The organism is Rhizobium sp. GN54 (assembly GCF_021026345.1).
Taxonomy (GTDB): Bacteria; Pseudomonadota; Alphaproteobacteria; order Rhizobiales; family Rhizobiaceae; genus Mycoplana.
In genome coordinates, this window is the sequence record NZ_JAJNCZ010000018.1 from 15,508 (window position 1) to 36,656 (window position 21,149).

Consider the following 21,149-nt stretch of genomic DNA (forward strand, 5'->3'; position numbering starts at 1 on the left):
ACGGTGCCTCTCGTTGATGGACGGAAGGAGCGTCGCGCAGGAAGCGTGGACACGTCCATCAGGGCGGAGAGCAGGCTTACGGACGCGTTCGTTCCAATGGCTTGCGGCTGCGCGGGAGGGAATGCGTTGTTCGTCAGGTGGTCAGATCGCCAGCTCAATTTTCTGGTTTTTGCAAACGCCCTGGTTATTGCGGTTGCGGTGATCTTTGCCGGCGACACGTTTCTCAGCCTCTACAATTTCCAGTCTATGTCGGCACAGGTTCCCGAGCTTGCGCTTCTGGCTCTCGGTGTCATGCTAGCGATGATTGCAGGCAATGGCGGTATCGATCTTTCCGGTATCGCGCTCGCCAACCTCTCCGGAATCGCCTCCTATCTCTTGATGCGGGACTGGGTTTCGGTCGATGACCAGCCGCTGACGTTCGTGTGGATTTTCGCCGGAATCGCCCTGTTGATCGGCCTGGCCGGCGGCATGATAAACGGTGCGCTCGTCGCATTTGTCGGTCTGACCCCGATCATCGCCACGCTTGGGACGCAATTGTTCTTCACCGGCATCGCCGTCGTCATCACCAATGGTTCCGCCGTCAGCCTCGGCTATATCGAGCCGCTCGACAATTTCGGCAATACGCCCGTTTTCGGCGTGCCGATGTGCTTTGCGCTGTTCATTGCAATCGCCGTCCTCCTCGGTATTGTGCTGCGCTATACGCCGTTCGGGCTCAAGCTCTACCTCATGGGGAGCAATGCAAAGGCGGCGCGCTATGCCGGCATTCCGCAGCGTCACATGCTGTTTCTCACCTACACGGTCTGCGGCATCCTCGCCTCGATCGCCGGCATCATCATTGCGGCGCGTACGTCGAGTGTGAAATGGGACTACGGCACGTCCTACGTCCTGATCGCCATCCTGATCGTCGTGATGGCCGGCGTTCGCCCTGAAGGCGGCTATGGGCGTGTCATCTGCGTGGTGCTGTCGGCCACGGCGCTGCAAATGCTGTCGAGCCTCTTCAACTTCCTGGACATTTCCAACTTCTTCCGTGATTGCGCCTGGGGCCTTCTGCTCCTGATCTTCCTTGCGACTTCTCGGTTCGATCTGCGGGCATTGCTTCCCTCGCGGAGGTGAACCCGTGGCATTGCTGGCGGTGCTACGCCCTCGCAGCCAGTACGTTTTCTGGGGCAACAACGATAATGAGGAAACGCTTATGTCTTTTGTTCGGAAAGTAGCAGCCTGCACGGTTGCCATCGGCGCTCTTTTGGCAGCCCAGACCGCAGTCGCGCAGGATGCGCCGTCGATCGTCACCGTCGTCAAGGTGACCGGCGAGAACTGGTTCACACGCATGGAACAGGGTGTCGTTGCCTATGGCGCAGACAATGCCGACGTCGCGACGAGTCAGGTCGGTCCGGCCAAGGCCGATTCCGCCCAGCAACTCCGCCTGATCGAGGATCTCGTAGCCAAGAACGTCAGCGCAATCGCCGTCGTTCCCATGGATCCGTCGGCGCTGGAAGGTGTCTTCAAGCGCGCCATGAACCGTGGCATCAAGATCATCACCCATGAAGGCGACAGCCTGAAGAACACGCAGGTCGACATCGAGGCCTTCGACAACGCCGTATTCGGCGCGCGCTTCAACGAGCGCCTGGCCCAGTGCATGGGGAACAAGGGCAAGTGGACGTCCTTCGTCGGTTCGCTCGGCAGCCTGACGCACGTCCAGTGGGCAGACGGCGGCGCTGAGAACGCCAAGAAGCATCCGGAAATGGAACTGGTTTCGGCAAAGAACGAATCCTTCAACGACGCCAACAAGGCCTATGAGAAAGCGCGCGAAATCCTGCGCAAGTATCCGGACATCAAAGGCTTCCAGGGCGGTTCGGCCATTGATGTCATCGGTATCGGCCGCGCGGTCGAAGAGGCCGGTCTCGTCGGCAAGGTCTGCGTTGTCGGCCTCGGCCTGCCGAAGGACACTGCAAAGTATCTCGAATCCGGCGCTGTCCAGAGCATCTCCTTCTGGGATCCGAAGGATGCGGGTTACGTCATGAACAAGGTTGCCGACCTCGTGCTGCAGGGCAAGGAGATCACTGACGGTATGGACCTCGGCGTTCCCGGCTACAACAAGGTCAGTGTGAAGAAGGGCCCGGGCGATGGCATCATCGTCGTCGGTGAAGCCTGGGTCGACGTCGACAAGTCGAACGTCAGCCAGTACCCCTTCTGATCCCCTCCGGATCGCTTAACGAAAGCAGACGCGCCGGCGGAAAAGACGCCGGCGCGCAGCATCAACGGAACGGGATCAATGGCAGACAGCGTCACACTCGAAAGTCGAGCCGGCACCACCGCGGCGGCAAGCGCGATACCCTTTCTGGAAGTCAGGGACCTGCAGAAGCGTTTCGGCGGTGTGCAGGCGCTGAAAGGGGTCAGCTTTACGATCGAGCGCGGCAAGACCTATCATCTGATGGGCGAGAACGGCTGCGGCAAGAGCACGCTTATCAAGATCATCTCCGGCGCGCAGCCGGCTGATGGCGGTGAACTCGTCATCAATGGCAAGAGCGTCGACGGTCTTGATCCCATCGGCGCCCTCGCTGCCGGCATCGAAACGGTCTACCAGGATCTGTCGCTCCTGCCCAATCTCAGCGTCGAGGAAAACGTGGCACTCACGCGCCAGCTTGTGGCCGCAAACGGCAGTCTGGCGCGCCCGCTCGACCGCAAGGCTTTGCGCCAGACCGCGGCCAAGGCGTTAAGCGCTGTCGGCCTGCCCACCGATCCCTACTTTCTTTCCACGCCGGTCGAGCAATTGCCGATCGCGACGCGCCAGCTGATCGCGATCGCCCGGGCAATTGCGTCGGACGCCGGTCTTGTCATCATGGACGAACCGACGACGGCGCTGACGCGCCGCGAGGTCGACAATCTCATCCGCGTCGTGCGTGGCATGCAGCAAAACGGCGTCTCGGTCCTTTTCGTCACCCACAAGCTCGACGAGTGCAAGGCGATCGGCGGTACCGCCATCATCATGCGTGACGGCCAGAAGATCACCGAATGCGATGTCGCCGAACAATCCAAGACGCAGCTCGGTTTCTGGATGACGGGCAGGGAACTGGACGACAAGCGTTATCGCTCGGCCCCGCACAGTGGCGAACGACTTCTGTCGGTCCAGAGCCTCGGCGCCCGCAGCTTCGACGACGTGTCCTTCGATGTCGCCAGAGGCGAAGTCTTCGGCGTCACCGGCCTGCTCGATTCCGGCCGCAACGAGCTTGCGCTCGCGCTTGCCGGCATCAGCCCCGCACGGCGCGGCAACGTTTCGTTGTCCGGTTCCGTCGCTGACCTGTCCTCTCCGGCAAAAGCGATCGATGCCGGCATCGGTTATGTACCGGAGGATCGTCTTTCCGAAGGTCTCTTTCTTGAAAAGTCGATCCGCGAGAACGTCATCATGGCCGTTCTCGACAGGCTGCGCGGTGCCTTCGGCCTTCTCGACGGCCGTCGCGCCCGCGCGCTTGCGCAAAAGACGATCGACGACCTGCAGGTGGCGACACCCGATATCGACAATCCCGTTACCTCCCTCTCAGGCGGCAATGCGCAACGTGTTCTCATCGGCCGCTGGCTGACGATCGAGCCGAAGCTCCTCATCCTGCACGGACCGACGGTCGGCGTCGATGTCGGCTCCAAGGATACGATCTTCCGCATCATCCAGCGGCTCGCTGGCGAGGGCATGAGCGTCATCATCATCAGCGACGACCTGCCGGAACTCTTGCAGAACTGCGATCGCATCATGGTCATGCGCAAGGGGCGCATTGCCGATACGTTCGATGCCGCTGGCCTCGAGGAAGACGCACTCTACCGGTCCATGACCGCCGAAGACAACAGCGGGGAACGCTGACATGACCGATATTACCTCCGACATCGCCGCAAGCCGTGCCCATGCCGAAAGCGCATTCAACCGCGTGACGCGATGGTTCGTCCGTCATCCGCCGGCCGTCACCGCCATCCTGATCGCGCTTGTCTGCGTCGTTGTAGGGTCGATCAATCCGGACTTCTGGCAGATATCGAACCTTTTCGACATGGCGCGCTCGACCGTTGTTCGTGGCCTCTTCGCTCTCGGCGTTCTCGTCGTCCTCGCCGCTGGCGGCCTCGATGTCTCGTTCACGGCGATCGCTGCCTTCGTCATGTATGTCATTACCATGCTGGTGACGAACTGTTTTCCCGAGATGCCTATCCTCCCGATCCTCCTCGTCGCGGCCATCGGCGGTGCCTTTCTCGGCGCTGCGAACGGGGTGTTGGTCAGCACGCTGAAGGCGCCGTCCTTGATCGTCACCATCGGCACGCAATATGTGATCCGCGGTTTCCTCCTTACGTTCATTGGCACCGCTCTCTTCATGAACATCCCGATGTCGATGGATGCGTTCGGTAAACTGGCGCTGTTCCATCATCAGAGCGCCAATGGTGCGACATCGACCATGCCGGTCTATGTCCTCGTGCTCGTCGTTGCCGTTATCGTAACCTGGCTTCTTCTCAACCGCACGTTGATGGGTCGCGCCATCTACGCCGTCGGCGGAAATGCCGGCATTGCCGAGCGTCTCGGCTACAGCCTGCGCAAGGTTCATATCTTCGTCTTTGCCTATGCGGGTCTTCTGGCGGGCATTGCCGGCATCATGCATGTCGCCAGCAATCGCCTTGCCAACCCGTTCGATCTTGCCGGCTCCGAACTTGAGATCATCGCGGCTGTGGTGCTGGGCGGCGCACGCATTACCGGCGGCTCCGGTTCCGTCCTCGGGACGATGCTCGGTGTCGTGTTGATCACGCTGGTCAACAACGTGCTGATCCTTGTCGGTATTCCCAGCACCTCGCAGCTTGCGATCCTCGGCCTTTTCATCGTCGGCGCCGGTGCGCTGTTTTCCATCAAGCCGCGCGCATGAGCGGTCGGATCGCCTGAACCCGATACGGCGACGCTCCCGTCGCACCATAGCATTCCAGCTTTCCCTGAAGGAGTTATCATGCAGCGTTTTATCAATGACCCGGATCTTGTGGTCGAAGACACGGTCAAGGGTTTTGTAAAGGCGCATTCCGACATCGTGCGTCTCGCCGAAAATCCCCGAGTCGTCGTCTCCAAGGACGCTCCGGTTGCCGGGAAGGTTGGAGTCGTCACCGGTGGCGGCTCTGGTCACGAGCCGGCATTCATCGGCTATACCGGCAGAAACATGCTGGATGCCGTCGCCGTCGGCGAGCTCTTCTCCTCACCGACGGCAAAAAGCTTCTACGATGCAATCAAGGAAGCCCATGGCGGCAAGGGCGTCGTGGTGCTCTATGGCAACTATGCCGGCGATAACATGAACGTGAAGATGGCGACGAAGCTCGCCGCCAAGGAGGGTATCGAGGTCGCGACCGTCGTCGCCAATGACGACGTTTGCTCGGCGCCGCCCGAAGAGCGGGAAAAGCGCCGTGGTGTTGCCGGCGAAATCCTGATGTGGAAGGTCGGTGGTGCCAAAGCAGCGCAAGGTGCAAGCCTGGGCGAGGTGCGGGCGACCGCACAGAAGGCAATCGATAATTGCCGTTCGATCGGTGTCGGCCTCGGTCCCTGCACGCTGCCGGCGGTCGGTCATCCGAACTTCCAGATCGAGCCCGGCAAGATGGAGGTCGGTATCGGCCACCACGGCGAACCCGGCGTTCGCGTCGAGTCGCTGAAGACCGCCGATGCCGTCGCCAAGGACATGGTCAAGATCGTGCTCGACGACCACGACCTGCCCGCAGGCACCGAAGTCGCCGTGCTCGTTTCCGGTCTCGGCGCCACGCCGCTCAACGAGCTCTACATCCTGCACGATACGATCGAGAGCGAGATTGCGTTGCGCGGCCTCAAGATCGCCAAGGTCTGGATCGGCAACTATTTCACCTCGCTGGAAATGGTCGGCGCGACGCTGACCGTGATGGCGCTCGATGACGAACTGAAAACGCTGCTCGATGTCGAGGCGCGTTGCACGATCATTCTTTGAGGGAGAAGACAATGCAGACTTTCGACAACGCCTCTGCCGGCTCGATCGTGCGGTCGATGGCCGAACGGATCGTCGAGAACCGCGCCTACTTGAGTGAGATCGACGGTAAGATCGGCGATGGTGATCACGGCGTCAACATGGCCAAGGGGTTCGGGATGGCGGCTGAGCGCCTGAAAGGCAAGGACGCATCATTGGCGCAGTCACTCGATACGCTCGGCACTGTACTGATGACCGAGATCGGCGGTTCGATGGGTCCGCTCTATGGCGTGATGTTCACCGAGTTTGCCGAGACGATCGAAGGTGCGGACAAGATCGATGCGGCCGCCTACAGCAAGATGCTGCATGCCGGGCTTGCGGGTATCCAGTCGATCGGCTCGGCCAAGGTCGGCGACAAGACGTTGCTCGACACGCTCGTTCCAGCCGTCGAAGCGTTCGACAAGGCGACGGCAGACGGAAGGCCGTTCGACAAGGCACTGGAAGCTCTCGTTGCGGCTGCTGAAACGGGCCGTGACTCGACAATCAACCTGGTGGCAAAGATCGGCCGTGCCAGCCGGCTCGGTGAACGTTCGCTCGGTGTTCTCGATGCCGGCGCAACGTCCTGTGCAATCATCTTGAAGGAATTGGCAGTGGGTGCCCAGACGCGCCTTGTCGACGCCGTTGGTTGATACTGACATGGAAGAGGGGCAAGCAACGGCATGGAGCAACTGGCGAAAAATTCGCTTCGCCCCCAAGTTTACCGGTGAAGAATCCTCAGCCGAGCAAACATGGTGCCCGAAATGGCGCTGGTTCATCGATCGGTGAAAGATCGGATTTCCATCTTTGATGCTATGGCTGTACGGTGACGGTCTTGCAGCGGACGGATCTCGGGCGTACGCAGGCCGGCATTCGATTGAGGACGGCGCAGCCGAGGGCAACGTCTTTCTGCTGTGCCGCAACGTACGCGCCCGCAGCCGCCGTCCGATGATCGATTTGTAACGCCCGATAGCCATCTCCGCGAGTGATCGCTTTCCGTAGCCAGTCGCGGACTTTCCACTTGATCCGACCATCGGCGTTGATCGTCGCGATATGTTGGTTTCGTTGATTTGTGGGATCGTCGAGCTGACGTTCCACCGCATTGGCACGCGGCGGGACAACCACTTGGTGACGACGTCGTAGGTCGGGTTGCCGTCACAGGCTCCATCGGCTGTGAATTGCCCGATTGGCATGTCGATCCGGTCGAGTTGCGGCTCCACCTGCGAGGCGTCGCCGGCATCCTGGTCCGTCATGAGGCCCGTTCTGATTCAGCTATCCGATGACTTCGGTGCGCGCGGCCCGACAGTCTCTGCCGAGAGTTTGACGGTAGCGCCATTGCGTGTGAACTCATAGAGCGTGCCGGGGTGTCCGGGCAGCCCAAAACGCACACGGTCACCGTCGGCAAGCCGCATGACCGTGCGACGCGGCTGGTTTGCCTCGGCATCGCCCACATAGGTCACGACAACCTCCAGCGCCCCAGCGTCCGCAGGAAGGTAGTAAACAGACAATGCCACGTCGTTCGCATGGCTCGTCGCACCTAAGAAAGGTGCGGCAAGCGTGACATCTTGCGCGTGGACGTCGGTTGTCGCGACCATCCCTGCGACAAGGAACGCGGACAGGGAAGCGAGCAAAGCCTTCATAGTGGTCTCCTAATAATGTTGACGCTGACAACTTTTGTGCGTTGACATAGGCGCAGAAGTAGGCAATGTCAACATATGTTTTCACTGGAAACTTCCGCTGCCCATGACTCATGTGAAAGACAAGCGCCCGTACCACCACGGAGACCTGCGTCAGGCGGTCATCGAAACTGCCATGACGATGCTTCGCGAAGGCTCGGGTTCGGGATTTAAACTGCGCGAGGTCGCCCGGCGCGCCGGCGTCAGTCATGCCGCCCCTTACAAGCACTTCGCCGATAAGGCCGCGCTGCTAGCAGAAATAGCCCTGATTGGCTTCGATAGCCTGCGCGAAAGGATCATCGCGGCGCAAGAACGCTTCTCGAACGACATTCCGAGCGCCCTGCTTGCAACGTCGAAGGCCTATATTGCATTCGGCCAGGAGAACCCGGACCTTTATCGGCTGATGTTCGGGGCGAAGATCGGCGCGGCAGAGGATGTGCACTTGGACCAGCGGGCGCTAGGTGTATTCGAGATTGTAATTGATCTGTTGGAGCGCGGACAAGCCGCCGGGTCCATCCGGACGCGTCCAGCTCGCGGCCAAGCAGCCGCGTGCTGGGCTCAGTTGCACGGAATTACCATGCTGATGCTTGACGGTTTGCTCATCCCGGAGAAGGTCGGCGACGACGCGATTGAAGCAGCTCTCGAAACTCTGCAAGAAGGACTGAGCGCCTAAGCCCGCTGCAAGTGGGCGCGCCCTTTTTATGCGTGGTTGCGGCACCCCCTCACACATGAGGGCTCCGACCGATCGTCGCATCGACGAATGCCATCTTGTTCATAGAGGGCGACGAGGGCGAAGCCGTTCGGGTTATCGACGAGATCTTCACACCTGCTCCGCAGCTCCCGGATGAATGAAAGGCCGCGCCGCGGATTGTGCTCGGCAAAGTAGCCGGCGATCTGCTCTAGATCGTTTTCAGCCTCGCTGGAAACTCAAGGATCATGCCGATTTTCGGCCTTGTAGCCATCACACGGTATTTGGCGTCGAGACGGTCGAAGACATCGCTCGCCGGCTTAGTCCGGCCAGCGTCTGCATCGGCAATGCCGCGCATGATGGAGGCATCCAGCGCGGCGAGCCGGGTCTCGCGGTCCAGGACCAGTCGCGCGCACCTTCACGAAGGACTTCGCTTTTCGAGCCGTAGCGACCTTTTCCCAAGCATGCGGTGAAGAACGACCCTCCTTGGCGTTTTTCTATTATTCCTGGCGTTTTGATGGTGATTTGTCGATCGCGCTGGCAGGGCCGGACGGGGATGATGCACCGACGGCATCCTGCGCCAGTGCTGCCATGTAGCCGGCCTCAAACGCCTCCCTTGTGCGGGCCATGTCTCGATTACAACGAGCGACATGGCCCAACTCATCCCACCATTGTTTCCATGCTCTATCCGAGTGTAACGCATCGATTTTCATCATTGTTTTCAGATCATTCATTTTTAAATTACAGGGAGCCGGCCTGATTCTTAAGTGTATATAGAAATAGCAGAAAAGCGCCCTGGCGGAAAGCTGCGAAGCCGAGCCGAGGTGGGAGCGGTTCTTCCGAATCATATCTTAAAAATCGACCTAAGAATGCTAGTGCGTATGCAGTCTCTCCTGTCTGCAGGCGAGGGAGAACGTTATTTCCCTCGCTGGGTGCTGTGAACGGCAGCCAAAATTATTCTCCTGCATTTTCTGTGGTTCTATGTGGTGTGATTGAAACGAAAGCGGGGGGCGCCTCTCCTTTCCTGTCTGCACCGAAATAGATCGTCTGGTGCGGGAAAGGAATCTCGATGCCGCGGGCGTCGAAGACGCGCTTGACGGCGCCGTTGAGGGCGCGGCCGACGCCCCATTGCTTGCCGGGCAGCGTCTTGATCCGGACACGGACGATCACGGCGCTGTCGGCCAGTTCCTGGACGCCGAACCATTCCATGTCGCCGACAATGACGGCGGCGTGTTCCGGATCGGCGCGCAGTTCCTTGAAGGCCACGAACAGCGCGTCTTTCGCGTCCTCCACATCCTCGCGATAGGCGATGCCGATATCGCCGACATGGTAGGAGAAGTCGCGCATCTGGTTCGTCACCACGTCGACAGAGGAAAAGGAGATGATGTGGTATGCGCCCGTCACGTCTCGCAGGCTGACGGAGCGGATCGTCAAGCGCTCAACGACGCCGCTCGTGCCGCCCACCGTGATGACGTCGCCGACATTGATGGCGTTCTCCAGCTGGATGAAGACGCCGTTGATGACGTCCTGCACCAGCTTCTGCGCGCCGAAGCCGATGGCAAGGCCCAGCACGCCGGCCGAGGCGAGCAATGGCGCGATGTCCAGCCCCATCTGCGACAGGGAGAACATCAGGGCTATCACCACGATGGCGATGGTGGCGGCATTGCGCAAAAGGGAGAGAAGGGTGGTCTCGCGCGAGGTGGCGATGGTGCCGAATGCGGGATTGAGCCGGTAGTCCACCCAGGAGCTCAGCGCCAGCCAGGCAACATAGGCGACCAGCAGGATGACGCAGACCGACGCCATTGCGCCGGTGAAGGCGAGGCCCATGCGCGAGCCAAGCAGAGCCGCCATGTCGAAGACACCGATGGCCGAGACTACGAAGGCGATAACGGTGGCGAGGATGACGAAGCGCAACAGCGTCAGGAAACGGGGGACGAGGCCGTTGACGCGTTGCTCCAGCAACGGGAGCCGCTGGTTGACGTTCTCCGGCAGGCTGACGCCCCGCGTCACCGTTCGCGCCAGCCAGTCGGCCACGACGAATCCGACGATGATGGCGGCGGAAACCCGGGCGCTCGCGCCCAGCACGGAGAACAGCCGGTCGTCCGGCCCGATCAGCACGACGAGGAACAAGAAGGTGAGATAGACCAGCACCGGCCAGTGCCACCGTGCCGCGACGAAGCGGACGCGGCGGCTTCGGGGGCTGTGGTCGAGGGTCGCCAGAAGCCACTCGGTCACGGCGCGCCGGTTAATCAGCGTCGCCGTCACGGCGATGACGAGCGCGACAAGCGCGATAAGCGCGGAAACCGCCCGCCCGGAGGCGACGGAGACGGCCTGCGCGAGGATAGGCTGGAGAAGAAGCTGGCCGTAGCCGAGAATGCTGATGATCCAGGCGAGAATGCGGCTTATGCGCCGAGCGGCCTCGTCAGAGACCCGCACGAGCCGAAGCTCGCTTGCAAAGGGCGACAGCATAGTCCTGACCGTCACTTTTGCCAGCTGCACCACAGTGAAGGCGTTGAGATAGAGGGTTTGCTGGATATCCATGTGCCCGAGTTCGCCGAAGACTGTCAGCGCGGCCAGATATCCCGCTCCCCAGGCGACGATGACGATGGCGACGTCGAGCACCATCGAGGCCGCGACCAGAAAGATTTTTTCGAAGAACCCCGCCGCCCCGGCGCGCCGGCCGAAAGAACGATCGATGCGGCGCGTGACCAGCCGTAGCACGACAAAGACGCCGTAGGTGACGACGATCACCAGCGCAAGGTCGCGCGCCGCGCGAAACAGAACCTCGCCTTCTGCGCCGTTGAGATTGGAGAAGGTTGCGGGTGCGGCGGCGAGCTGGCGGGAGAACACGATTGCCGAGGAGACCGCCCGCTCGGCGAACTGCCGGGTCACATCCGCGATCTGCTTGCCGAGGGACTCGGCCGGCCGCGCTTGGGGCTCCGCGCCCGTGGGAGTGCCATTGGCGACCTTCTGCAACTCGTCCAGAAAGGTTTGCCGCGTCTTGTCGTCGCGCAGGACGTCGATGAGGTCCTGGAGTTTCGTGGCGTCGGCCGACTGTTCCTGAGCCGTGCCCGGGAGCAATGGCTGTTGTGCGGCCACGGGCGCGAGACCCGCCATCAGTAAGAGAACGAGGAGGCAGGCGGTGCGGAGGGGAAAAAGGAGCATGAGCTATACCATTGCGCGGGTGCCGGGGAACAACAGATCGACGAAGCGGGCGGCCGTCGGTTGCGGTTCGTGGTTGGCAAGGCCGGGTCGTTCGTTCGCCTCGATGAAGACGTAGTCCGGCTCCGAGGGGTCTCTGATCATGAAGTCAATGCCGACGACAGGTATATCGATCGCCCGCGCAGCGCGGCAGGCGGCCGCGGCGAGGTCGGGATGCACGGTGTCAGTGACGTCGTGGATCGTGCCGCCGGTATGGAGGTTGGCGGCCTTGCGCACGGTGATCTCACGCCCCTCTGCTAGGACTGTGTCGAGATCGAACTCCTGTTCGGCGAGGCAGCGATCCGTTTCCGCGTCGAGAGGGATTCGGCTCTCGCCGCCTGTCGCCGCCTCGCGGCGGCGTGATTGCATCTCGATGAGCGCGGCGATGGTGCTGCGTCCGTCACCGATAACGCGGGGCGGACGACGTATGGCTGCAGCGACCAGCTTGAAATCGATGATAACGAGACGGAGGTCCTCACCCTCGAAATAGGCTTCGAGCAGCACCCGGTCGCAGACCGTGCGCGCCTCGGCAATCGCCGCATCGAGCGCGTCGAGCGTGGCGATGCCGACGGAGATGCCCCGGCCCTGTTCGCCGCGCGCCGGCTTGACCACAAGCTTGCCGTGCTTTTCGAGGAACGCCGCGATCCGCGCGCGGTTCTCGCCCGCTTCGATCTGCTCTGGCACGGAAAGGCCGGCCGTGGCGACGACACGGCGAGCGACGGCCTTGTCGTCGGCGATCGACATGGCCACGCCTGAGGTCAGGTCGCAAAGGCTCTCGCGGCAACGGATCGAGCGGCCGCCATGGGAGAGCCGGAAGAAGCCGCCCTCGGCATCGGTGATCTCCACATGGACGCCGCGCCGTGTCGCCTCGTCGACGATCAGCCGGGCATAGGGATTGAGAGCGTCGTAGGACTGGTGCGGCATGGCGAAGAACTTCTCGTTGATCGCGTTCTTGCGCTTGATGGCGAAGAGCGACATGCGGCGGAAGTTCAGCTTCTCGTAGAGTTTGATCGCCAATTCGTTGTCATGCATCACCGACAGATCGAGATGGGAAAGGCCGCGCGCCTGGAAACGCTCGGCCAGCTTGCCGACGAGCCGTTCGCCGATGCCCGGCTGGCGCGCATGCGGATGCACGGCTAGGCACCAGAGCGAAGCGCCCCGGTCGGGATCGTTGAACAGCCGTTGGTGATCGATGCCGGTGACCGTGCCGACGATCTCGCCAGTCGTGTCGTCCTGCGCGACGAAATAGGTCAGCGAGCGGTTGTCCCTGTCGGACGAGAAGAAGTCCTTGCGGATCTGCACCATGCCGCAGGCGGCATAGACCCGGTTGATGCCGTCCGCATCGGCCTCGGTGGAAAGCCGGCGGATCGTGACGGCGCGCATGCGGCGTATCTTCGCCCGGTAGGTGGACAGGTTGAGCCGGAACGTGTGCGAGGGATCGAGGAAGACCTCCTGCGGCGCGCGCGACAGCAGCACATGAGGATCACGCACGTAAAAGGCGATGTCCCGGCTCGACGGTGCCTCCTCGCGCAGTTTCGACAGAAGCATCTCGTCGTCCGTGAACGTCTGGGCGAAAAGCAGCCGGCCCCAGCCGCAATCCAGCACCACGTCCTCTTTCTGCTTTTCCGACGCGTCCGGCCGGCCGATATGGCGGCCTGGTTGTGCGCGCGTGCGCAACTGCTTCAGGCGATGGCCCACCGCCTTGGTTCCCTTGGCCCGCTGGCGCGGCGCGGTCTTTTCCCCTGCCTTCTTCACCTCACACCCCCTGCGCCTGAAGCCACATCTCCAGTAGGCCGACCTGCCAGAGTTCCGAGCCGCGCAGCGGCGTGATGTGCTCCGATGGCCTGTCGAGCAAGCGGTCGAGATAGACGTCGCGGAAGAAGCCGCGTTCGCGGGCCTTCTGCGAATGAAGCGTGTCGCGGATCATGTCGAGATAGGGACCGGCGATGTATTTGAGCTGCGGAACCGGGAAATAGCCCTTCTTGCGGTCGATGACCTCGCCCGGCACAACCTTGCGGGCGACGTCCTTTAGAATGCCCTTGCCGCCGTCGCGCAGCTTTTCCTCCGGCGGGATACGCGCGGCAAGCTCCACCAGTTCGTGGTCGAGGAAGGGAACCCGCCCTTCCAAGCCCCAGGCCATGGTCATGTTATCGACGCGCTTGACCGGATCGTCCACCAGCATGACGTTGCTGTCGAGGCGCAGCGCCTGGTCGACGGGCGTATCGGCGCCCGCGCGCAGGAGTTGCGCTTCAAGGAACGCCCCGCTGACGTCGTGGCCGGCGATCCACTCGTCCGCAAGCTGCGTTCGCAGCATCTCGTGCGAGCGGTCGCGGAACACCCTGCCGTAATCAGACACGACATCGTTGGAATCGACGAGCGGCGGATACCAGTGATAGCCGCCGAACACCTCGTCCGCGCCCTGGCCGGACTGCACCACCTTGACGTGGCGGGAGACTTCCCTGGAGAGTAGGTAGAAGCCGACATTGTCGTAGGAGACCATCGGCTCGGACATGGCGGCGATGGTGCCTGGCAGCGCCTCCATCAGGTTTGCCGAGGGCACGAAAATCTTGCGGTGATCCGTGCCGAATTCGCGGGCGATGAGGTCGGAATAGACGAATTCGTCGCCCTTCTCGCCATTGGCCTCCTCGAAGCCGATGGAAAAGCTCATCAGGCCGCGCTGGCCCGCTTCGGCGAGCAGGCCCACGATGAGGCTCGAATCGACGCCGCCGGACAGCAGCACGCCGACCGGCACGTCGGCGATCATGCGGCGCTTGACGGCTGTGCGCAGCGCATCGAGAAGATGCTCCCGCCAGTCCTGCCGCGTCATCGCTCCGTCGCCAGCGTGGCGGCTGTAGGGCGGATCCCAGTAGCGCCGGTCTTCGAAACTGCCGTCCCGCTGGTAGACGCGGACGGTGGCCGGCGGCAGCTTGCGTACGCCGGAAAGGATGGTGCGCGGCGGCGGCACGACGGCGTGGAAGGTCATGTAGCTGTGCAGCGCCTCGACATCGATGGACGTATCGACGCCACCTGCCTTGACGATGGCCGGCAGGCTGGAGGCGAAGCGCAGCGCACCGCCGGCCTTGGCGAGATAGAGCGGCTTGATGCCGAAGCGGTCGCGCGCCATGACGAGGCGGCCGCTGTCGCGCTCGTGCAGCACGAAGGCGAACATACCGTGGAAGCGCGAGACGCAGTCCTCTCCCCAGGCATGCCAGGCCTTCACGATGACCTCGGTGTCGCCGTCGGAGAAGAACCGGTAGCCTTTTTCCTCAAGCTCGGTCCGCAATTCGCGGAAATTGTAGATGCAGCCGTTGAAGACCAGCGACAGGCCGAGATCGGCGTCGACCATCGGCTGCTGCGATTTGTCGGAGAGATCGAGGATCCGCAATCTCCGGTGTCCGAACCCCACATTGCCCCGCACCACGACGCCTGACGCATCCGGCCCCCGGGGGGCGAGAACGTCTGCCATCCTCGCGATTGCCGACACCGACGGGGACCCGCCGTCGAACCTGACTTCTCCGCAAATTCCACACATGAACCGGGCTGCAACCTCCTTTGTGAGTACAAAACGAAACGTCAGGGCCGTGAAGATGTCCACGGCCCTGACGTCATGCGAAAACAATGCGCGACGTGGCCGGATGTTCCACCGGCAGCCTCAATCGTCCGGCTCGGCGCGGGCCAGCATGTAGGCTTCGGCGAACGCCATGTGCTCGGCGGCGATGCGTCGCGCGTCCTCGGCGCGCCCGTCCTTCAGGGCGGCCATCAGGCGGTACTGGAACGAAAGCCCTTCTTCGCGGGAACTGGGCGCTGGATCGGCGTAGATCTTCCTGGCCAGCGGAAGCTCGCGCAGCAGGTTGTGCATCAGGCCGCACAGGAAGCCGAGCAGCGGGTTGGGGCAGAGCTGCGCCAATTGTGAATGAAAATCGAGTTCAGCCACGCGCTGGCGATACTGTTCCTCCGCATCGCCCGGCGGATGGTCGTAGATGCGGATCGTGCCTTCGAGCTGGGCGAGCTGGCCGTCGGTGACGCGCCCGGCGAGCAGCGCGGCCACTTCCGGTTCCAGCGCCTTGCGGATGGCGTAGATGTCGGAAAGGCTCGGCTGGTCGAAGAAGAAGTGGGTCGAGAGCAGTTCCATGGCGTGCCGGGCGGAGGGCTGGGCGACGAACGCACCGCCGCCCGGCCCGCTGCGGGTGAAGATGAGCCCCTGCGTCTCCAGCGCCCTCATCGCCTCGCGCACCGTGCCCTTGGCCGCCTTGAACCGGTCGATCAGTTCGCGTTCCTGCGGCAGGCGCGCGCCGGGGGCGAGGCCCTCCGCGCGGATATAGTCCTTCATCAGGTCGGCGATGGCCTCCGGCCGGCGCTTCGTCTTGCCGGCCGGGGTGAAGAGCCGCTTGCCGTCCTCGCCCGTGAGGGGGTGCTTTTCGTCCATTCCGGTCACTTTCCACCGATGCGGGGCGCGCTGGCGACGAGCCGCCGTGTATAGGCGTGTCTGGGATCGGCGAACAGGCGCGCCGGCGGCGCCGTCTCGACGATCTCGCCGAAATACATCACGGCGACACGATCCGAGATCGCCTCGACCACGGCAAGGTCATGGCTGATGAAGAGATAGGAGAGGCCGAAGTGCGCCTTCAGGTCGCGCAGGAGGAGAAGCACCTGCGCCTGCACCGAGACATCGAGCGCGCTCACCGGCTCGTCGAGCACGAGAATCCGCGCCTCGGCGGCCAGCGCCCGGGCGATGGCGATGCGCTGAGCCTGGCCGCCGGAAAACTCGTGCGGATAGCGCGAAAGCGCGTCGGCCGGCATCCGCACGGCGTCAAGCAGTTCCTGCATGCGGGCGCGCCGCCGGGAGGGGGCGTGGCCGGCGAGGAGGGCGAGCGGGGTTTCGAGGATGTCGCGCACCGTCTTGCGCGGGTTGAGCGAGGCAACTGGGTCCTGGAAGACATACTGGATCATCCTGCCGAAGGCCTTCGGTCCCTCGCGGCGCAGGCTGCCGGCATCCCTGCCGCCGATGGCGAGGCTGCCGGACGTCGGCGTCTCGAGGCCGACCAGCATGCGGGCCAGCGTGCTCTTGCCCGAGCCGCTTTCCCCGACGAGGGCCAGCGTTTCGCCGTGCCGGAGGGTCAGCGAGACGGATTTCACGGCGTCTACGGCGTGGCGCGCCCTGCCGAACAGGCTTTTCCCGCCGCCGAACGTCTTGGAAAGGTCCCGGATTTCGATGGCATCGGCCGTCATGACACCTGCGCCTCCCGGCGGAAGAGGCCGGCCACGCGCTCCAGGAAACGATCCCCCGTGCCCAGTTCTGGCACGCAGGCGATCAGCCGTTTCGTATAGGCATGCTGCGGATCGGCCAGCACCTGCCGCGTCTCGCCCGTCTCGACGATCTCGCCATCCTTCATGACGGCCACGCGGTCGCAGATTTCCGAGACCACGCCGAAATCGTGCGTGATGAAGAGGAGCGCCATGCCGCGTTCGCGTTGCAGGTCGCGTAGAAGTTCGAGGATGCGCGCCTGCACCGTCACGTCGAGGGCGGTGGTCGGTTCGTCGGCGACGATGACCTCCGGATCGTTGGCGAGCGCCATGGCGATGCCGACGCGCTGGCGCTGGCCGCCTGAAAGCTGGTGCGGATAGTGCCTCGCCCGCTCGCGGGCGTCTGGAATACCCACCTTGTCGAGCAGCGTGACCGCCTTTTCGCGCCGTTCCGCCGCACCGAGCAGCTGATGCGCGGCAATCGCCTCCTCCACCTGCTGTCCGACCGGCATCATCGGGTGCAGCGTCGTCAGCGGGTCCTGGAAGACATAGGCGACGCGGCTGCCCCGACTGGCGATGAGCCGCGTCTCGGGCATGGTGAGCACGTCCTCGTCCTTCAGGTAGATCGCGCCGTTGCGGATGAGGCCCGGTGGCGAGGCGACGAGCCCCATGACGGACAGCGCCGTCACGCTCTTGCCAGAGCCGCTTTCGCCGATGAGGCCGAGGCACTCGCCCGGCCGGACGTTGAGCGAGACGCCGCGCACCGCCGGCAGGACGTCGCGGCCGCGCCGGAAGCCGGTTTCCAGTCCTTCGATGGAAAGGGCGGCGTCCTTCGCCGTGTTTCGCGGCGCGGCGCGGCCGGGCGCGACATGGGTGACGGGGCCGGGCCTTGCGAGTGCGCCGGAGCGCAGGCGCGGATCGAGCACGTCGCGGATGCCATCCCCCAGGAGGTTGAGGCTGATGACGATGAGGAAGATCATGATGCCGGGGACGATGGAGACATGCGGCGCGGTGAAGAGCTGGGCGCGTCCCTCGCCGAGCATCGAGCCGAGATCGGCCTGCGGCGGCTGCGCGCCGAGGCCGAGGAAGCTCAGCCCCGCCGTTTCCAGGATCATCCAGCCGGCCGTCGTAGACATGGTGATGACGATAACGGGCAGGACGTTGGGCAGGACCTCCGTGACGACGATGGAGAGTGGCCGCTTGCCGGAAAGCCGCGCCGCGTCGACGAATTCGCGATGCGCGTAGCCGAGCGTCACGCCGCGCACGTTGCGCGCGAAGAAGGGGATGTTGACCACGGCGATGGCGTAGAGCGCGTTCATCAGGCCGGGCCCGAGGGCGGCGACGATGGCCAGCGCCAGCAGGATATAGGGAAATGCCATCAGCATGTCGATGCCGCGCATCATGAGGTTGTCCGCGCGCCCGCCGGCATAGCCGGCCACGATGCCGACCGCCGAGCCGAGGACCGCGGCGATGAGCGTGGCGGTGAGGCCGACCGCCAGCGAAATGCGCGCCCCCCAGAGCAGGCGGCTGAGGATATCGCGGCCGAGCTGGTCGGTGCCGAGCAGGTGGCCTTCCGTCAGCACCGGCTTCAGGCGCTCGGCCGGGGCGGTCGCGTCGGGATCGGGCAGCGGCAGGAGCGGGACGAGCAGGGCGAGAAGCGCGATGAGGAGGATGAGGCAGAGCCCCGCCGCCGCCAGCCGGTTGTTGGCCAGCAGGCGCCAGGCGGTCAGGCGCGGGGATGCGGGGGGCGCCGTGGCGGCGCGCGCGCTCATGCGCGGATCCTCGGGTCGAGCATGGACTGGAACAGGTCGGCAGCGAGGTTGAACAGCACGTAGCTCGCCGCCACCACGAGCACGCCGCCCTGCACGAGCAGGATGTCCCGCGTCGAGATGGCCTTGACCAGCATCGCGCCGATGCCGGGCCACTGGAAGACCGTCTCGATATAGACCGCGCCTCCCAGGACGAAACCGGCCTGGATGCCGATGACGGGAATGATGCCGACCAGCGCGGCGCGGAAGGCGTGGCGGTAGATCACGCGCCGCTCCGGCAGGCCCTTGGCGCGGGCCGTGCGCACATAGTCCTGCCGCAACACCTCTAGCATGGCGCCTCGCGTCAGCCGGGCGATGACGCCGGCCGCGACGACCGAAAGGGTCGCGGCCGGCAGGATGAGATGAAGGATGAGATCCTTAAGATCGCCGCCGCCATAGACGGCATACATGCCAGAAGCCGGCAGGACGCGCCAGTGCACGGCGAAGAGGTAGATGAGAAGCAGGCCGAGCCAGAAGGAGGGCATCGAAATGCCGGCAAGCACGACGAAGGTGATCGCCCGGTCCGCCCAGCCGAACTGGCGCACCGCCGAGACGACGCCCGCCAGAAGCCCGATCGTCGAGCACAGCACGAGCGAGACGCCCGCCAGCACGAGCGTTGCCTGGAATCGCTCCAGCACCTCGTCGAGAACCGGCCGGTTGAGCGCGAAGGAGCGGCCGAAATCGCCGTGCAGCACGTTGCCTATCCAGATGAGGTATTGCTGCGCCAGCGGCTTGTCGAGGCCGAGGTCCCGGTTGATGCGCGCGACGTTTTCCGGCGTGGCATAGGCGCCGAGGATGGCCGTCGCCGTATCGCCCGGGATCAGCGCCATCACAAGGAAGACGATGACCGACAGGCCGAACAGCACGGGAACGACGGCGAGCAGCCGCTTCGCGATATAGGCCGGCATGGGACCTCCCGATCTAAGCGGCGGTCGCCGCTATTGCTTCGCCACGCCGCGCAGGTCGAGAAGGAAGGAGGGTTGCAGTTTGAAGCCCTGGACGGCAGCCGTGGTCACGGCGTTCTGCTTCCAGTTGGCGACGAAAAGCCAGGGCGCATCCTCATGCACCGCCGCCTGCACCTTCGCGTAGATCTTGCCGCGTTCGGCCTGGTCCGTCGATGCGCGCGCCTGTTCGAGCAGCGAATCGACCTCGGGATTGGAATAGTAGCCGGAGTTAAAGCCACCCTTGTCGGGCATGGCGTCGGTGCGCAGCGTCAGATAGGGCACGGTATCCGGGTCGTTGGTCATCCACGCCATCTCGGCCATGTCCGCCTTGCCTTCAAGGCCCGGATTGACGCGGCCGAGGAAGGTGTTCCACTCGTAGGTTTCGATCTTCACCGTGAAGCCCGCCGCCTGGAGGTCCGCCTGGATGGCCGCGCCCATAGTAACCGGATCGAGCATGCCGGAGCCGCCCTCCGTGACGTAGAAGGTCAGTTGCGGGTTTTCCACGCCCGCCTCGGCGAGGAGGGCCTTGGCCTTCTCCGGGTCGTAAGGATACGGCTCGACCGTGCTGTCCACCCAGTTGAAGGCCGGCGGAATCGGCCCGGCGGCGACCGTCGCGGTGTCTTGCAGGACGTCCTTGACGAGCGTTTCCTTGTTGACCGCGTAGTTCGCCGCCTGGCGCACGCGCTTGTCGGCGAAGGGGCCTTCCTTCGTGTTGAGGATCGCGAACCAGACATGGGGGCCGGCCTGTTCGGCGACGGCGAAATTGGCGTCCTGCCTGAAGGTCGCGAGATTGTCCGGCGGCACCTCCACCATCACGTCGAGGCCGCCCGCCATCATTTCCGCCACGCGCGTGTTGGCATCGGTGACCGGCCGGAACACGACGGCCGCAAGCTTCGCGGCGCCGCCCCAGTAGTCCGGGTTGCGCTCGATCACCACGCGCTGGTTCGACTGCCATTCGGCGAATTTGAACGGTCCGGTGCCGGAGGGGCTGCGGCCGTAGTCCTTGCCGTGCTGTTCTACCGCGGCCGGCGAGACGATCAGGCCGGTCGGATAGGCGAGGTTGGACAGGAAGGGCGCGAAGGCCTCTTTCAGCCTGAACTCGACAGTATGCGGGTCGATGACCTCGACCGAGGCGATCGAGGAGAAGTTGAAGGAAAGCGGGAAGGGGCCGGTGTTGTAGAACGGATGGTCCTTGTTCAGCATGCGCTCGAAGTTGAACTTGACCGCCTCGGCGTCGAAATCCGAACCGTCGTGGAATTTCACGCCCTCGCGCAGCTTGAACCGGTAGGTCTTGCCGTCGTCTGAAACCTCCCAGCTCTGCGCGAGCGCCGGCTCCACTTCCAGCGTGCCGTCCTTGAAGCGCACGAGGCCGTCATAGAGGTTGACGAGGATGCGGAAGTCGTTGGTCGCCGTCACAGTGTGCGGGTCGAGGGATTGGGGCTCGGCGATCTGGCCGACGACGAGCACATCGGGCGGGGTCTGCGCTGCGGCCGGCAGGGCGGCCAGCCCCGGGACAAGCGCGGCGCATGCCAGGGCCGCCGCCGCAAAGGCGCTCCGAAACAGCCTCTTCATGGGGAAGATCCTTTCGATTTGGCGTCGTTCGTGCGGCCTATCTATAA

At 63.6% G+C, this 21,149-nt stretch carries 18 protein-coding genes and 2 pseudogenes; 7 read left to right on the forward strand and 13 right to left on the reverse strand.

What is annotated here, in order from left to right; all coding sequences use genetic code 11:
- The first annotated feature begins 96 nt into the window (after nt 1-96).
- The 6 genes from LQK81_RS25485 to dhaL all read left to right on the forward strand — a co-directional run bounded on the left by LQK81_RS25485 (nt 97) and on the right by dhaL (nt 6,622).
- Nucleotides 97-1,113: an ABC transporter permease gene (locus LQK81_RS25485; protein WP_442967190.1), complete on the forward strand. Its 1,017-nt coding sequence runs from the start codon at nt 97-99 to the stop codon at nt 1,111-1,113.
- A 79-nt stretch (nt 1,114-1,192) separates the two neighbouring features.
- On the forward strand, nt 1,193-2,194 hold the full coding sequence (locus LQK81_RS25490) for a substrate-binding domain-containing protein (protein ID WP_230809223.1): 1,002 nt from the start codon (nt 1,193-1,195) through the stop codon (nt 2,192-2,194).
- 78 nt (nt 2,195-2,272) lie between these two features.
- Nucleotides 2,273-3,850 carry a sugar ABC transporter ATP-binding protein gene (locus tag LQK81_RS25495; RefSeq protein WP_230809224.1) on the forward strand — a complete coding sequence of 526 codons (1,578 nt, stop codon included), beginning with the start codon at nt 2,273-2,275 and terminating at the stop codon, nt 3,848-3,850.
- A gap of 1 nt (nt 3,851) precedes the next feature.
- Nucleotides 3,852-4,886: an ABC transporter permease gene (locus tag LQK81_RS25500; RefSeq protein WP_230809225.1), complete on the forward strand. Its 1,035-nt coding sequence runs from the start codon at nt 3,852-3,854 to the stop codon at nt 4,884-4,886.
- A gap of 78 nt (nt 4,887-4,964) precedes the next feature.
- Nucleotides 4,965-5,957, forward strand: coding sequence for a dihydroxyacetone kinase subunit DhaK (locus LQK81_RS25505; RefSeq protein WP_230809226.1), 993 nt, complete (start codon nt 4,965-4,967; stop codon nt 5,955-5,957).
- An 11-nt stretch (nt 5,958-5,968) separates the two neighbouring features.
- The gene (gene dhaL, locus LQK81_RS25510) at nt 5,969-6,622 is read left to right on the forward strand and encodes a dihydroxyacetone kinase subunit DhaL (RefSeq protein ID WP_230809227.1); all 654 of its coding nucleotides are present in this window, start codon (nt 5,969-5,971) and stop codon (nt 6,620-6,622) included.
- Between the two features lie 160 nt (nt 6,623-6,782).
- Here dhaL and LQK81_RS25515 read toward each other — a convergent pair.
- Both LQK81_RS25515 and LQK81_RS25520 read right to left on the reverse strand, forming a co-directional pair.
- Nucleotides 6,783-7,222, reverse strand: a pseudogene (locus LQK81_RS25515) (IS5/IS1182 family transposase); the annotation flags it as partial.
- 15 nt (nt 7,223-7,237) lie between these two features.
- Complete coding sequence (locus tag LQK81_RS25520) at nt 7,238-7,609, reverse strand: hypothetical protein (RefSeq protein WP_230809228.1); 372 nt, start codon at nt 7,607-7,609, stop codon at nt 7,238-7,240.
- 103 nt (nt 7,610-7,712) lie between these two features.
- Here LQK81_RS25520 and LQK81_RS25525 point away from each other — a divergent pair, with 103 nt between their 5' ends.
- Complete coding sequence (locus LQK81_RS25525; RefSeq protein WP_230809229.1) at nt 7,713-8,318, forward strand: TetR/AcrR family transcriptional regulator; 606 nt, start codon at nt 7,713-7,715, stop codon at nt 8,316-8,318.
- Nucleotides 8,319-8,344: 26 nt separating this feature from the next.
- Here LQK81_RS25525 and LQK81_RS25530 read toward each other — a convergent pair whose 3' ends face one another.
- From LQK81_RS25530 to LQK81_RS25580, 11 genes and pseudogenes are all read right to left on the reverse strand, one after another.
- Complete coding sequence (locus tag LQK81_RS25530) at nt 8,345-8,539, reverse strand: hypothetical protein (RefSeq protein ID WP_230809247.1); 195 nt, start codon at nt 8,537-8,539, stop codon at nt 8,345-8,347.
- A gap of 5 nt (nt 8,540-8,544) precedes the next feature.
- A pseudogene (locus LQK81_RS25535) lies at nt 8,545-8,837 on the reverse strand (type II toxin-antitoxin system ParD family antitoxin).
- Nucleotides 8,834-9,067 (reverse strand): hypothetical protein, encoded by a 234-nt coding sequence (locus LQK81_RS25540; protein ID WP_230809248.1) that lies wholly within the window; start codon nt 9,065-9,067, stop codon nt 8,834-8,836. The pseudogene LQK81_RS25535 and the gene LQK81_RS25540 overlap by 4 nt, the downstream one beginning before the upstream one ends.
- Before the next feature lie 220 nt (nt 9,068-9,287).
- The gene (locus LQK81_RS25545; RefSeq protein ID WP_230809230.1) at nt 9,288-11,498 is read right to left on the reverse strand and encodes a mechanosensitive ion channel domain-containing protein; all 2,211 of its coding nucleotides are present in this window, start codon (nt 11,496-11,498) and stop codon (nt 9,288-9,290) included.
- A gap of 3 nt (nt 11,499-11,501) precedes the next feature.
- On the reverse strand, nt 11,502-13,289 hold the full coding sequence (ngg, locus tag LQK81_RS25550; RefSeq protein ID WP_230809231.1) for an N-acetylglutaminylglutamine synthetase: 1,788 nt from the start codon (nt 13,287-13,289) through the stop codon (nt 11,502-11,504).
- Between the two features lies 1 nt (nt 13,290).
- Entirely contained in the window at nt 13,291-15,066 is a 1,776-nt protein-coding gene (locus tag LQK81_RS25555) for an N-acetylglutaminylglutamine amidotransferase (protein ID WP_230809232.1), read from the reverse strand.
- A gap of 120 nt (nt 15,067-15,186) precedes the next feature.
- Nucleotides 15,187-15,960 (reverse strand): FadR/GntR family transcriptional regulator, encoded by a 774-nt coding sequence (locus LQK81_RS25560; protein ID WP_230809233.1) that lies wholly within the window; start codon nt 15,958-15,960, stop codon nt 15,187-15,189.
- A gap of 5 nt (nt 15,961-15,965) precedes the next feature.
- On the reverse strand, nt 15,966-16,763 hold the full coding sequence (locus tag LQK81_RS25565) for an ATP-binding cassette domain-containing protein (protein WP_230809234.1): 798 nt from the start codon (nt 16,761-16,763) through the stop codon (nt 15,966-15,968).
- On the reverse strand, nt 16,760-18,550 hold the full coding sequence (locus LQK81_RS25570; RefSeq protein WP_230809235.1) for a dipeptide/oligopeptide/nickel ABC transporter permease/ATP-binding protein: 1,791 nt from the start codon (nt 18,548-18,550) through the stop codon (nt 16,760-16,762). The genes LQK81_RS25565 and LQK81_RS25570 overlap by 4 nt, the downstream gene beginning before the upstream one ends.
- Nucleotides 18,547-19,494, reverse strand: coding sequence for an ABC transporter permease (locus tag LQK81_RS25575; RefSeq protein ID WP_230809236.1), 948 nt, complete (start codon nt 19,492-19,494; stop codon nt 18,547-18,549). Before LQK81_RS25575 ends, LQK81_RS25570 begins: the two co-directional genes overlap by 4 nt.
- 30 nt (nt 19,495-19,524) lie before the next feature.
- The gene (locus LQK81_RS25580; protein ID WP_230809237.1) at nt 19,525-21,102 is read right to left on the reverse strand and encodes an ABC transporter substrate-binding protein; all 1,578 of its coding nucleotides are present in this window, start codon (nt 21,100-21,102) and stop codon (nt 19,525-19,527) included.
- Nucleotides 21,103-21,149 lie beyond the last annotated feature (47 nt).